This is a genomic window from Rhizobium sp. FG96 (assembly GCF_057808655.1).
Window position 1 is genome coordinate 1 of record NZ_JBMDIL010000003.1, and the last position, 12,519, is coordinate 12,519.

9 protein-coding genes and 1 pseudogene are annotated in these 12,519 nt (G+C 58.8%); 7 read left to right on the plus strand and 3 right to left on the minus strand.

Translation table 11 applies throughout. The annotated features are described in order from the left end of the window. Positions 1–111 precede the first annotated feature (111 nt). Genes ACODR6_RS06195 through asnB form a run of 3 tightly spaced genes read right to left on the minus strand, consistent with a single transcriptional unit; the run spans position 112 to position 3,790 of the window. The gene (locus ACODR6_RS06195; RefSeq protein ID WP_489021556.1) at positions 112–1,704 is read right to left on the minus strand and encodes a hypothetical protein; all 1,593 of its coding nucleotides are present in this window, start codon (positions 1,702–1,704) and stop codon (positions 112–114) included. A 17-nt stretch (positions 1,705–1,721) separates the two neighbouring features. Continuing rightward, positions 1,722–1,922 (minus strand): hypothetical protein, encoded by a 201-nt coding sequence (locus tag ACODR6_RS06200; RefSeq protein WP_489021558.1) that lies wholly within the window; start codon positions 1,920–1,922, stop codon positions 1,722–1,724. Then, on the minus strand, positions 1,922–3,790 hold the full coding sequence (gene asnB, locus ACODR6_RS06205; RefSeq protein WP_489021560.1) for an asparagine synthase (glutamine-hydrolyzing): 1,869 nt from the start codon (positions 3,788–3,790) through the stop codon (positions 1,922–1,924). The genes ACODR6_RS06200 and asnB overlap by 1 nt, the downstream gene beginning before the upstream one ends. Between asnB and ACODR6_RS06210 the strand changes: the two genes are divergently transcribed. The 7 genes and pseudogenes from ACODR6_RS06210 to ACODR6_RS06240 all read left to right on the plus strand — a co-directional run bounded on the left by ACODR6_RS06210 (position 3,783) and on the right by ACODR6_RS06240 (position 12,505). Further along, positions 3,783–4,853, plus strand: a complete 1,071-nt coding sequence (locus ACODR6_RS06210) for a hypothetical protein (protein ID WP_489021562.1) — start codon at positions 3,783–3,785, stop codon at positions 4,851–4,853. The genes asnB and ACODR6_RS06210 overlap by 8 nt on opposite strands. 693 nt (positions 4,854–5,546) lie before the next feature. Further along, a complete protein-coding gene (locus ACODR6_RS06215; RefSeq protein WP_489021564.1) occupies positions 5,547–6,539 on the plus strand; it encodes an MsnO8 family LLM class oxidoreductase in 993 nt (330 codons plus the stop codon). A 21-nt stretch (positions 6,540–6,560) separates the two neighbouring features. Next, on the plus strand, positions 6,561–7,910 hold the full coding sequence (locus tag ACODR6_RS06220) for an LLM class flavin-dependent oxidoreductase (RefSeq protein WP_489021566.1): 1,350 nt from the start codon (positions 6,561–6,563) through the stop codon (positions 7,908–7,910). Positions 7,911–7,927: 17 nt separating this feature from the next. After that, complete coding sequence (locus ACODR6_RS06225; RefSeq protein ID WP_489021568.1) at positions 7,928–9,127, plus strand: M20 aminoacylase family protein; 1,200 nt, start codon at positions 7,928–7,930, stop codon at positions 9,125–9,127. 7 nt (positions 9,128–9,134) lie between these two features. Further along, positions 9,135–9,680 carry a GNAT family N-acetyltransferase gene (locus ACODR6_RS06230; RefSeq protein ID WP_112711304.1) on the plus strand — a complete coding sequence of 182 codons (546 nt, stop codon included), beginning with the start codon at positions 9,135–9,137 and terminating at the stop codon, positions 9,678–9,680. 19 nt (positions 9,681–9,699) lie between these two features. Beyond that, positions 9,700–11,471: pseudogene (locus tag ACODR6_RS06235) on the plus strand (amino acid ABC transporter permease/ATP-binding protein). 89 nt (positions 11,472–11,560) lie between these two features. Then, positions 11,561–12,505 carry an ABC transporter substrate-binding protein gene (locus ACODR6_RS06240; RefSeq protein WP_489021571.1) on the plus strand — a complete coding sequence of 315 codons (945 nt, stop codon included), beginning with the start codon at positions 11,561–11,563 and terminating at the stop codon, positions 12,503–12,505. The last annotated feature ends 14 nt before the right edge of the window (positions 12,506–12,519 follow it).

Genomic DNA, 12,519 nt, shown 5'->3' on the forward strand with positions numbered 1-12,519 from the left:
CTCTCGATGGGCCAGAGCTTACTTCAAAATGGATTATTTCAACGGGGCAAGGTCACGATCACCGCGATTTCGATGAGCCGGTCGCCCGCGTTGCTGGATTACCTGAGGTGTTCACACCTGAGCGTAATCTTCCCTTTCAGTTAGAACATCTGAGGAAATCGCGACTTGCCAGAGACGCTTGCTCGCTTCAGTCAGTTCTAAGAATTGAAGCCCTAAGGTAGCAAGATCCTTGTCGAGCAAGCCTCCTGTCTTATCGAAGCGTTTGCGCCTGTTTTCGTTCGCCTGAAGACCAACGATGGCGTCGGCGCAGACGGACGCGGACAGTTCCAACAGGAAAGCGAGTTGTAAGGGCCGCCTCGCACTTTCGCGAAGAAAATTGCGAATAGCCAATATTCCGGGCGCTGGAATATTGGCATTGCTTGGATGAGTGCTGTGCTCGAACGCTTGAACGAAGTCGCCAAGAACGAGAGCTTCATCCTGTGAGACAGCATTAGCCAAACCACGCGTTGTCAATTGAAGCAAGAAGTCGGGGGTGAAGGCCTCAACAAGCGCCTCTCTGATTCGAGCCAGCCGGTCTGAGGATTCGCCGAGTATCCGCACCAATCGTTCGATGACACTCGCTGAACTACCGGGCTGCGCTAATCCTTGCAGATTGCTGCCGCCACCCATCATCATCGAACTCATCGATGCACTTGCAGTGAGCGCCGGCGGCGCACGATAAGTCGCAATGTCAGTGGTTTGGTCCAATTCCAAGAGTTCATCCAGTGAGCCTATCAGAAATGCGACGGTCGTGGCGCCGAGCGTCAAGCTTGAGATCAGTGCGTCACGAGTTACTGTCTCGTCGCCCGCGAAGAGATCCTCAAAATCATCTGCATGAGTCTGGTCGACGTCGTAGCCAATATGATCCTTCCATCCTTTAAAGAATCCATCGAGGCCATAATGCTCTTCGAGTCTGTCATATAGTGCGAAAGCATTCTCGCGAAACGAGGCGGTATACTCTTGAAAATATGCTGAGATCGCGTGCGCCAGCCAGTTGTCTTCCGCGATCGTTGCCATGTGCTGATCGAAAGCGGTGCCGGATGGCAACGGAAGTAGATCCTTTATCCAGGCGGCTTTAACGCCAAAACGGGGATGGTCTGGGAAATAGTAGATTTCGCAATGCGAATACTCTTCTAGAGCGCTCTTGAGAAACGTCTCCCGAATGTGAGGACTTGGACTGTAAACGGCACCCCGCGCTGCTGTTGGCCCAGCAGACCTTGAGAGGTGATAGGTTCGGAGCGCCCATCCAAAAACCTGCAATAGCGAGAGTTCGCAATTGCGTAGCCTTTCCCAGAACTGGTGCGCGTAATAGACCCCGTACCAATGCGCGGCAGCAGCCCCCACAATATGGCGGACCTCAGTCAACGTGTAGCATTCGCGACTTCCGTCGAATGTCACGCCGCCTTGAAGAAGAAGGAGTTGAGCAAGTTTTCTGCTCGTCGCGGCGGTGAAATCAGCCTGCTGAAGTTGGGCCTTTCCAGCAAGGAATGCGAGGAAATGCGGATCGCTGTCAATCTCTTGTTTGGGCACCTCAATTTCCCAGATTGAGTGCCGCAGCTTAACGTGCTGATCATTCCTCAGGATCTGAACCGAAGGCCGCAGAAAACCGCCGCTGCCCGTCCAGAATCCGGCGGGCAAGCCAATTGAAGCCGAATGGAGTTCCATGGATGGGTCTCCATATATTAACGCACGATGACATCGCTTGCTGAGTAGACGATCCGGGCGTTGGTTCCTTCGGGGAGCTCGAGCAGTTCCATGAGTTTCATGATTCTTTCCGGCCTGTTCACATGGTCTGCGGCGAGACCGGTGATCGTCACGGTGGGCGTGTCCTTTGCTATGCCAGGGCCTTCGAAAGATATCTGGACCTTCTTCTCGTCGCTCATTAGGGCCTCCCTACGCCGGGTTGAGTTTCTGCGTCCGACAACCATAATTGCGCGAAACGGTGAAGGCTGGCAAGTACAATTGCAATCTGTGGCGAGTTTTTTATTATCCAGAGCGCATCGTTCGAAGAAAGTGCCGAATTTATTAGTGTACCTACGATCTCACTTCTTCGGATTTCTGACCAATTGTCCAGGACATATGCGCAGAATTCGCGTCCGATGTCTGCGGCAGGTGCTGGAAATGACTGCTTCGCCCGGGTGACCATTGTTGGTCCGAGGAAACGCTTGGCACCTGCGCGGAAGGCTGCCTTTTCGACGGGGTCGTCATCGGTTTTTCCCGTAGCGTGGTGAGCTAATGCGATGTCAATGAGCCGGCTGGAAAGCAGTGGGACGCGCGACTCGACGCCATGGGCCATCCCCAATCGATCTTCCTGATCCAAATGTCGGCGGAGTGCGCTATTCATTGCAAGCTGTGTCGCGGAGCGACTGTGCGACGTCGATGCGTTACATCTGATCTGATCGGCGATATAGATTACATCCTTCTCACGTGTTAAGAAGTCAGTCAGTACGTCGCCGCCCCAGAGCGGGGTGACAGTGTATTCACCGTTGGCAATATGGCCGACTCCTGTCCTGAGCAGTTTGTTACGGAACGCACTCGCCACGCGCTGCGGTGAACGTTTCCAAATGTTGAAACTGAGAGCTTCCTCGTTCCTGTATCCGCACCAAAGCTCGTCGTTGCCTTGACCCGTCAAGACCACTCTGAAACCATCGGACGCAACTCTTTCGTAGAGTGCCCAGACCGGTAAATAAACAAGATCCAGCGGCGGCTCCTCGAGCGCCATAACAATCTTGTCCCAGGTTCGCAAAGAAGCGTCGGAGGCGGATAATTCTACAAGCTTCAGATCGATCCCGAGGCTATCGCATGTTGATTGGGCTTGAGTGGCTTCGTCCACTCCCGAGCCTCCGGCATAGCGAATTGAATAGGCAACCACCTGACTCGCCGAATTGGCGGTGGCTATCGCCGCTACAGTAGAACTGTCGATCCCACCTGACAGGAACACCGCAATCGGCAGCGTTCCGATGACACGTTCGCGAATAGACGTTTCAAGGGCATGCGCGAGCATGTCGGGAAGGCATTCGACACGGTTGTCGTCTGGCGACCAGTAGCTCGTTACACGCAGATTGCCCGGTGTGGCGGTTAGGTAATGAGCAGGCGGTAAAACGCTGATTTCCTCGAAGAGTGTTTCATCCCGTGGTCCCCAAGGCCCGAATACAAGATCGAAGCAAAGGCGGTCGAAATTTAGCTTGAGGAGATGCGGGAGTGCACGTCGTAATCCCTTTATCTCCGATGATAGGTATAGGTTGCCTGTATGCCGCTGGTAATACATAGGTTTGGCACCGACCCTGTCACGCGCGACCGTTAATCTGCAATGGGCCTTGTCGTATATGGCGATCGCAAACTCCCCATCGAGCTTGGGCCACAGATCGTTTCCGAGACGACAATAGGCGGGGCCAATGACATCGCCGTCGAATAGAATTCGATCGGTAAGGCCGAATTCATTGGCTATGGCTCGCGCGTTATAAATCTCGCCATTGAAGGCAATAATCAGGTTCCCATAATGCAGTGGCTGGTTGGAGCGGTCGCTAAAGTCTTGGATGGAGAGCTTCGTGTGGGAAACTGCGCAATGCTGATCCGACCATGTTCCTACCGCATCGGGACCGCGATGCCCAATTGCCTCGGCCATGAGTTTGTGGGCGTGATCTATTCGTCCGCCCTGAGAAAAGATTACGTTCAGTCCGCACATGTAACCGACAGTAGTTAGGTCCTTCGCCTTATGGTAGAAGAAAGATGGAGGGCTGAAAATGAGCATCTTTCAGGAAGCGATTGGGGAATTACACGGTTTTGAATCCGGGTCACCCTTTGACGCGGCATGCTTGTATCGCTTTCAAAGTCAACGCGCGGCCGAGACCGGCTCTTTGTCGGGGGCAATCCTTAATGGCGCGGGCACCATCTCTTCAGCAGATGTTAATGCGATCTTGCGTTATCAAGCGCTTTGGCACGGCCAAGCGGAAGTGAAGCTCACCCCGATCGCCGTCTCAGCTCGCAACGGGGTCTTTTCGCGTCACGACGATGCGCTTTACTATAAGCGCAATTTCAGGGACGTGAGAGGCGTTCTGCCGGATAGCGATCTTCTCGATGTAACAAAGCTCCGGCAGTTATTCGATGAGCGGCTACCCATCCTCGCCTCTGTTTTCGTGCCCAACGCCCTATCGTGGCTGATCTCGTGTCTCGGTCGAATGGAAGTCGCTGCAATCAACGAATACATGTGCCATGAAGCCGGACATTGCATCGGTGTGCCGATTGGCGACAAACATCAAGGTGGATTTTTTCGGGCCGCCGGGAGATTGCTTTGGCCACTAATCTTTGCGGAGGAGTATCGCGCCGACATCAACGCATGGGGGCTCGCGGTCTCCGGATTGGATAGGCGTGTTGCCGGGGGCGTCGTAGCCTATACTCTGCTGCACCGATTTGGCTTGGCTGCTCTAAATTTGACGCGAGGGCGCCCCGGTGTTGGTTTCGTCCCTTTCCTACATTTTGCCGGCTTGGTTGATGCTGGTTTCATGAAGATGGTTCGCTACTCGGATGAGATGCGATTTGACTTTGTGTCATACGATCTAGACCAACTGCTCAACGTGGCGATGAAATCGGTAGAGATTGTCGACAACGAGATTAATTCCCAAGAGCGAGTCGACGATCCCGACGTTGGACGAGAGACAATGCTTGAGTTCTCCATTGCACGCCTTGGCAGATCCGACTTGGCGAGCGTTTTCGCTGAGGTTCTAGGAACAAAGCGCCCCGCCAAAGCGGACGAAAGCGAATGCGGCAGCGCGTTCGAATCCTGCTCTAAACCACCCACAAATCATTCATGTTGATCGTTTCGATATTTCGGACTGGACCAATCGCAGGAATCGCTGGTTGCGTGCCCCCGCAACCAAATCACCCCAGAATCCTATCGATGGCGCAAAAGCTTCGCTTTCCCCGGCGATGACACCGAAACCAACGATCCCGACACACATGAAAGCCCGCCATCAGGCGGGTTTTTGCGTTTCTGGGCTGGAGATAAACCGCACCCTCACTCCTCCCGAAACGCACGGCTCAACTGATCCGTCAATGGCTTCGTCAAAAACGACAGCGCCGTCCGCAGACTGTTTGCCGGCATTGTGCTGGTGTGCCTTGGCATCAGACTTTTGCTATCGGAGCGGCCCTTCACCATCCCTATCAAGATAGAGCCCAGTTCTTCGGCTGCCGCTAGAGGTCCGTGATCAGTTGACGGCGGATGACGTGAAGTGCCCCATGGGCGTCTACGCTATCTACAGCCACGCAGTGGATTGCGCGGAGCCTCGGTAGAGGTTCGCCGGTGACCGGCCCCGACTTCGGTCGATCCCTATGGCCCACATCTCGATGACCCGTCGCGAGCTGTTCGTCCTGCTGAACGGTATCGTCATCCAACCCCCGCAGCACGGTGGTTTTTTCCCCTTGTTCGACTCCAAAGAGAAAGCGGTTCCTTACTGTGTAATTTGTCTACTGATTTTATAGACAATATAGAAATATGGCGAGGCACCGTGATGACCTATCTTCTCAGCTTGCTCGACAAGGCCCCGATCGAAGCGGGCGTGAGCGTGACGGAAGCGCTTGCTGCGGCCGTGAAGCTCGCCATCGCGGCGGAGGAGCTCGGCTACCACCGATTCTGGGTCGCCGAACATCATAGCATGACTAACCTCGCAAGTTCCGCACCAGAGGTGCTGATCTCCTATCTTCTGGCGCGTACGCGCTCGATCCGTATCGGCTCGGGCGGGGTAATGCTGCAGCACTATAGCGCCTACAAGGTCGCCGAGACTTTCAACGTCCTGTCGTCGCTCGCGCCGGGCAGGGTCGATCTTGGCGTCGGCAAGGCGCCGGGCGGCTTTCCCTATTCGACGCGCGCCTTGCAGGTCGCGGTCGATCCTGCGTTGAAGCCGGGCTTTGCCGAACAGCTCTCCGAGCTGAATGCCTACCTTTCGTTCGAACCGCGCGACGACCAGGCGGTAGCAACGCCTATCCCACCGGTCAAGCCCGAGCGCTTCCTGCTCGGTGCCAGCGTCGATAGCGCTCTGCTTGCCGCGGAGAAGGGGTGGCGGCTGGTCTTTGCCGGACACCTGAATGGCGATCCCGAAAATCTCCGCAAGACCTTCGATGCCTACGCGCAGGCGACCGGCGGCGATGTTCCGATCCTGGCGCTTGCAGCTTTCGCCGCCGAAAGCGCGGAACAGGCGAGAGCCCGCGTCGGCGATCTGCGCATCGTGAAGGTGTTCCTGCCGAACGGCCAGACGGTGAATGTCGGCAATGAAGAGCAGGCGGCCGAATATGCCCGGCAGGCCGGTGTTGCCGACTATCGCGCAGAGGAAAAGATCCCGAGCGTTCTCCATGGCACCGCGCGTCAGGTGCGGGATGCGCTCGACGACCTTCACGCGCGCTACGGCGTCCAGGAATTCGTGCTCGACACGCCGGCCCTGACGCCGGGCGAGCGCCTCGCCTCCATCGAGCTGCTGGCAAAAGAACGCCTTTCACTCGCTGCCTAATTCCCACTCCGGAGACAGATCATGGCTCAGAAACACGTTACTTTCGGCATCATGCTGCAGGGCCCGGGCGGCCACATGAACGCCTGGAAGCATCCGAGCGGTCCTGCGGACGCCTCGACCAACCTCCAGTTCTTCGTTGATACCGCCCGCAAGGCCGAGGATGTCGGCATCGCTTTCGCGTTCGTTGCCGACGGCCTCTACATCAACGAGCAATCGATTCCGCATTTTCTCAACCGCTTCGAGCCGCTGACGATCCTCTCGGCACTGGCCGCCTCGACATCGAAGATCGGTCTGGTGGGCACGGTATCGACTTCCTACAGCGACCCCTTCACCATCGCCCGGCAGTTCGCGTCGCTCGACCTGATCAGTGGCGGTCGCGCCGGCTGGAACGCCGTCACCTCGCCTCTGGAGGGATCCGGGCGCAACTACGGGCGCGAGCATCCCGAACATGAGCTGCGATACGAGATCGCCGAGGAATATATCGACGCGGCCAAGGGTCTCTGGGATTCCTGGGATGACGACGCCTTCATCCGAGATCGCGACAGCGGGCAATATGCCGACTTCGACAAGATGCACCGGCTCGATCACAAGGGGCGGTTCTTCCGGATCGAAGGGCCGCTCAATATCCGCCGTTCGAAACAGGGCCAGCCCGTGGTCTTCCAGGCGGGCGCCTCGGATTCCGGCATCAAGCTCGCCGGCAAGCATGCCGATGCCGTCTTCACCAATGGCGGTCCGATCGAGGATGCGAAGACCTTCTACAAGCAACTGAAGCAGAGCGCGGTCGCCCAGGGCCGCAGTGCCAGAGACATCGGCGTCTATCCAGGCATCGGCCCGATCGTCGGTGCGACGGGGGAGGAGGCGGAAGCCAAGTATCAGGCGATCCGCGGCCTCGTTACCATCGAGGAGGCCTTGCGCTATCTCGGCCGCTTCTTCGATCACCATGATTTCAGCATCTATCCGCTGGATGAGCAATTTCCCGAACTCGGCGATATCGGCCGCAACAATTTCCGCGCCACGACCGACCGGATCAAGAAGACGGCGCGCGAGAAGGGGCTGACCTTGCGCGAAGTTGCGCTCGATGCAGCCACGCCGCGCACAGCGTTCATCGGCACGGCCGATCAAATCGCGGACGAGATCATCCGCTGGATCGATGGCGAAGCCGCCGACGGCTTCATTCTCGGTTTTCCGGTGATTGCCGAAGGCTTCGACGACTTCGCGCATCACGTTCTGCCCATCCTGCAGCGCCGCGGCTATTTCGATCCCAAGCTGAAAGGCGAAACGCTTCGCGATCATCTGGGGCTGCCCTTCCGCACCAGCCGCTACGCCGAACGCGCCGACGATTCCGACCAGCGAAAGGCCGCCAGCGCCTGAGCGCTGGGGGATGCCCGATGAACGCAAGAGTTAAAACACCCCTAGGCCATGACCGCGTCGAGCAGGGGATTGCCTCATTCCTCGACGAATTCATCGCTCTGCGCCACGATCTTCACCAATATCCGGAGCTTGCGTTTCGCGAGCATCGCACCAGCAAGCTCATCGCCTCGCGTCTCGCCTCGTGGGGCTATCAGGTCGAGCACGGCATTGCCGGGACCGGCATCGTCGCGACCTTGACGAAGGGAAACGGCAACAAGAGAGTCGCCATTCGCGCCGACATGGATGCGCTGCCGATCGAGGAGGCGACCGGCCTTGCCTATTCCAGCAGCAACCCCGGCGTCATGCATGCCTGCGGACATGACGGGCACACGACCATCCTGCTTGCAGCGGCGCGCTATCTCGCCGAGAGCGGACGTTTCGATGGAACGCTTCGGCTGATCTTCCAGCCGGCCGAGGAGATCGGCGCAGGCGCGCGCAAGATGATTGCGGAGGGGCTGTTCGATCGCTTTCCTGTCGACGCAGTCTTCGGGCTCCACAATTGGCCCGGCGTGCCCTCCGGGCATTTCGGCTTCGTCGCGAGTGCGGCCATGGCCTCGGTCGACCAGGCGGTGATCAGGATCGTCGGCAAGGGCGGCCATGGTGCCGAGCCGCATCGCGGGGTCGATCCGGTGCTGGCATCCGCCTCATTCATCACCGCGCTGCAGAGCGTCGTCTCCCGCAATGTCGATCCGCAGGAGATGGCCGTTGTCACCGTGGGCTCGATCCACGGCGGGTCCGCCTCGAATGTCATCCCCGAAAGCGTCGAGCTGAAACTCACCATGCGTGCCTATAGCGAGAGAGTTCGCGAAAAGCTTGAGACCCGCATTCCGGCCTTGGCCCGCGCACAGGCCGAAAGCTTCGGCGCGGTGGCCGAGGTCGACTACCGGCGCGGGTTTCCGGCACTGATCAACCATGCCGACGAAACGGCATTTGCGAAAAGTGTAGCGATCAATGCATTCGATCGCAGCGTCACCGAAGACGATTTCCGTCCGCGGACGGCGAGTGAAGACTTCGCCTTCATGCTGCAGGAGACGCCGGGAAGCTATCTCTTCGTCGGCAACGGCGACAGCGCGCCGCTGCACAGCGCTCACTACGATTTCAATGACGCCATCATAGCGCCTGCGGCCCGCTACTGGGTGCAGCTCGCCGAAACCTTCCTCTCCGAAGACAACGGGTAACGACGACATGAGCGATACGTTTCTCTACACATCACCGCTTGATCCGCAGGCAAAGCCGCTGATCGACGAACTCATTCATGAGTATGACAGCCGCTACGGCAGCTATTTCGATGAGAAGGGCGCGGCAGCCGAGCTCAACCGCTATCCCCCCGAAGCCTTCGCCGCGCCGGACGGCAACTTCGTGCTGTTGATCCGCGATGGCGTGACGATCGGCGGTGGCGCCTTCAAGCGCTATGACGAGAGGACCGCCGAGTTCAAGCGCATCTGGACCCGCTCCGACCTGCGACGTCAGGGACTGGCGCGAAAGGTTCTCGTCGAGCTTGAGGCGCAAGCGGCCCGCCAGGGCTATCAGCGCGTCTATCTGACGACCGGGTTCCGGCAGCCGGAGGCCGTCGGCCTCTATCTGAGCAACGGATACACCGCGCTCTTCGACATCAATGTCGACCCTGAATTCTACAAGACGCTGCCGTTCGAAAAGACCATCGCGGCCGGTGCTTTCGCGCCGGCGGCAGACATCGACGCAACGCCGCTTCGAGCGGTCGCCAATCTTTGATTTGGGAAGGAACAGGGGCATGGCGCTGACCAGCGAATTTGCGGCTATCGCAAAACACGAGCACAGAGCGGCGGAGACCTCCGATTTCACGCGCTACAAGATTGTTCCGGCACGCCACCCGGCGCGCCTTGCGGGCACGATCTTTGCCGCCGCGGTCATTGCGAGCATCATCTATTCGACGTCCACGAACCCGCGCTGGGGCTGGAATGTGTTTGCCGAGTGGTTCTTCGCGGAGCCGGTGCTGGCCGGCCTTGGGCGAACCCTGCTTCTGACAGCACTCGCCACCGTCTCCGGCTCGATCCTCGGAACCGCGCTGGCACTTGCCCGTGTTTCCCGCTCACCGCTGCTGTCGGGTCTCTCCTGGGGCTATATCTGGCTGCTCCGTTCGATCCCGGTCATCGTGCTGCTGCTCGTTCTCAACAATCTCGGCTATCTCTATGAAACGATCACGATCGGCATCCCCTTCACCGATACGGTCTTTGCTAGCTATCCGACGACGCAGCTTCTGACGCCGTTTGCGGCAGCCTTTCTTGGTCTGACGCTCAATCAGTCGGCCTTCTTCGCCGAGATCGTTCGCGGCGGTATCCTCTCCGTGGACCAGGGGCAGCTTGAGGCGGCCGCCTCGCTCGGCCTCTCGCATCGCCGCCAGGCGTTCCGCATCATCCTGCCGCAGGCCATGCGCTCGATCCTGCCGACAGGGTTCAACGAGGTGATCGGTCTCGCGAAGGCGACCTCGATGGTCTACGTTCTGGCCCTGCCGGAGCTCTTCTACACCGTGCAGGTCATCTATCGCCGCAATCTGGAAGTCATTCCGCTGCTGATGGTCGCGACCGCCTGGTATCTCGTCATCATGACCGTGCTGTCGATCGCGCAGCACTATATCGAGCGGCATTATTCGAAGGGTGCCTTGCGCAATCCGAAACCCTTGCCGTTCCAGGCCTTCTTCGCACGCTTTGCCCGCCAGCCTGCCGCGACTGAGTTTGCGCCTGAAACCGCGGTCGCGCATAGGGGATTCGCCGATGCCGCGGTTCTGCGCGCCGGTGGAGCCATCAGCATCCAAGGAATTTCGAAAAGCTTTGGCTCGCTGAAGGTGCTCGATGGCATCGATCTCAATCTGCCCGCCGGCAGCGTGACCGCCATCCTCGGCCCCTCGGGTTCCGGCAAGTCGACGCTGCTGCGCTCAATCAATCATCTGGAGCGCGTCGACGCATCGCCGTCGATGGCGAGCTCGTCGGCTACGAGCAGAAGGGCAATCTGCTCTATGAGCTCAAGGAGAACGAAATCCTGAAGCGGCGCGCCGATATCGGCATGGTGTTCCAGAGCTTCAATCTCTTTCCGCATCTGACCGTGCTCGAAAACCTGATCGAGGCGCCGATCCAGGTGCGCGGCGCAAAACGCGAGGAAGCGGTCCAGCTGGCGCAGGAGCTGCTCGCCAGGGTCGGGCTCGGCGACAAGATCAATGCCTATCCCCGCCAGCTTTCCGGCGGCCAGCAGCAGCGCGTGGCAATTGCCCGGGCGCTGGCACTCCGTCCCAAGGTTCTCCTGTTCGACGAGCCGACATCGGCGCTTGATCCCGAGCTCGTCGGCGAAGTGCTCGATGTCATCAAGGAACTCGCGCTGACAGGGACGACGCTTGTCGTCGTCACCCACGAGATCGGCTTTGCCCGCGAGATCGCCGATACTGTGGTCTTCATGGACGGCGGCAAGATCCTGGAGTCCGGCCCGCCATCGAAGATCTTCACCCGGGCCGACCATTCCCGCACCAGAGAGTTTCTCGCCAAGGTGCTCTGAACTTTCCGCAGAAAACGAAATTCCGGCCGCGACGGGCGTCCGGATCGCATGCCAGCAGCCACAATTTAAAGAAGAAATGGAGTAGGGCAATGACATTCAGAAATAGCGCAATCCAGCTGCTCGCCAGCGCCGTAGCGGTGGCAACCATTGGGATCGGCTCCGCGCAGGCTGCCGAGAAGTTCAACTTGAGCCCGGATACCTCGAACCGGATCCGCGCCGAGAAGGATGAAGCGGCGATCAAGGCAATCTCTCCGTCCTTCAAGTTCGTCCAGAAGGGCAAGTTCACCGTCGCCATCAACCCCTGGGATCCGCCGGTCGCCACCTACGCAACGGATGCAAAGACCGTTGTCGGTACCGATCCCGAGATCGCGCAGCTGCTCGCCGACTCTTTCGGCCTCGAGCTCGATCTCGTTCCGGTCGCCTGGGAAGACTGGCCGCTCGGTGTCTCCTCCGGCAAGTACGATGCGGTCATTTCCAACGTCACCGTGACGGAGGAGCGCAAGGAGAAGTTCGATTTCTCCACCTATCGCAATGACGTGCTCGGCTTCTACGTGAAGGCCGACAGCAAGATCACCGCGATCAAGGAGCCGAAGGACGTCGCCGGGCTGACGGTCATCACGGGCGCCGGTACCAATCAGGAAAAGATCATCCTCGAATGGGACCGCGAGAATGTCGCCGCCGGTCTGAAGCCGATCGAGGTGCAGTATTACGATGACCGGGCCGCGGCCGATCTGGCAATCCAGTCCGGCCGTGCCGATGTCGAATTCAATCCGAATGCCACGCTCGCCTACAGCGCCTCGATCAAGGGCTCGACCAAGCTCGTCGGCACCGTCAGCGGCGGCTGGCCGATTGCGGCCGAGATCGCAGTCACGACCAAAAAGGGCGCCGGACTTGCCGACGCGGTCACTCTCGCTCTCAACGACCTCATCAAGAATGGCAAGTATGGCGAAGTGCTGAAGCGCTGGAACCTGACGTCCGAGGCGACGGCAGAATCGAAGACCAACCCGCCGGGACTGCCGAAGAGCGGTTCCTAAGGCTGGCCGTGCGG

Excerpts from the sequence above, each read along its gene's own strand:
- asnB (WP_489021560.1), bottom strand. The coding sequence starts at position 3,790 with ATGCTCATTTTCAGCCCTCCATCTTTCTTCTACCATAAGGCGAAGGAC.
- ACODR6_RS06225 (WP_489021568.1), top strand. The coding sequence starts at position 7,928 with ATGAACGCAAGAGTTAAAACACCCCTAGGCCATGACCGCGTCGAGCAG.
- ACODR6_RS06230 (WP_112711304.1), top strand. The coding sequence starts at position 9,135 with ATGAGCGATACGTTTCTCTACACATCACCGCTTGATCCGCAGGCAAAG.
- ACODR6_RS06220 (WP_489021566.1), top strand. The coding sequence starts at position 6,561 with ATGGCTCAGAAACACGTTACTTTCGGCATCATGCTGCAGGGCCCGGGC.
- ACODR6_RS06215 (WP_489021564.1), top strand. The coding sequence starts at position 5,547 with ATGACCTATCTTCTCAGCTTGCTCGACAAGGCCCCGATCGAAGCGGGC.
- ACODR6_RS06210 (WP_489021562.1), top strand. The coding sequence starts at position 3,783 with ATGAGCATCTTTCAGGAAGCGATTGGGGAATTACACGGTTTTGAATCC.
- ACODR6_RS06195 (WP_489021556.1), bottom strand. The coding sequence starts at position 1,704 with ATGGAACTCCATTCGGCTTCAATTGGCTTGCCCGCCGGATTCTGGACG.
- ACODR6_RS06200 (WP_489021558.1), bottom strand. The coding sequence starts at position 1,922 with ATGAGCGACGAGAAGAAGGTCCAGATATCTTTCGAAGGCCCTGGCATA.
- ACODR6_RS06240 (WP_489021571.1), top strand. The coding sequence starts at position 11,561 with ATGACATTCAGAAATAGCGCAATCCAGCTGCTCGCCAGCGCCGTAGCG.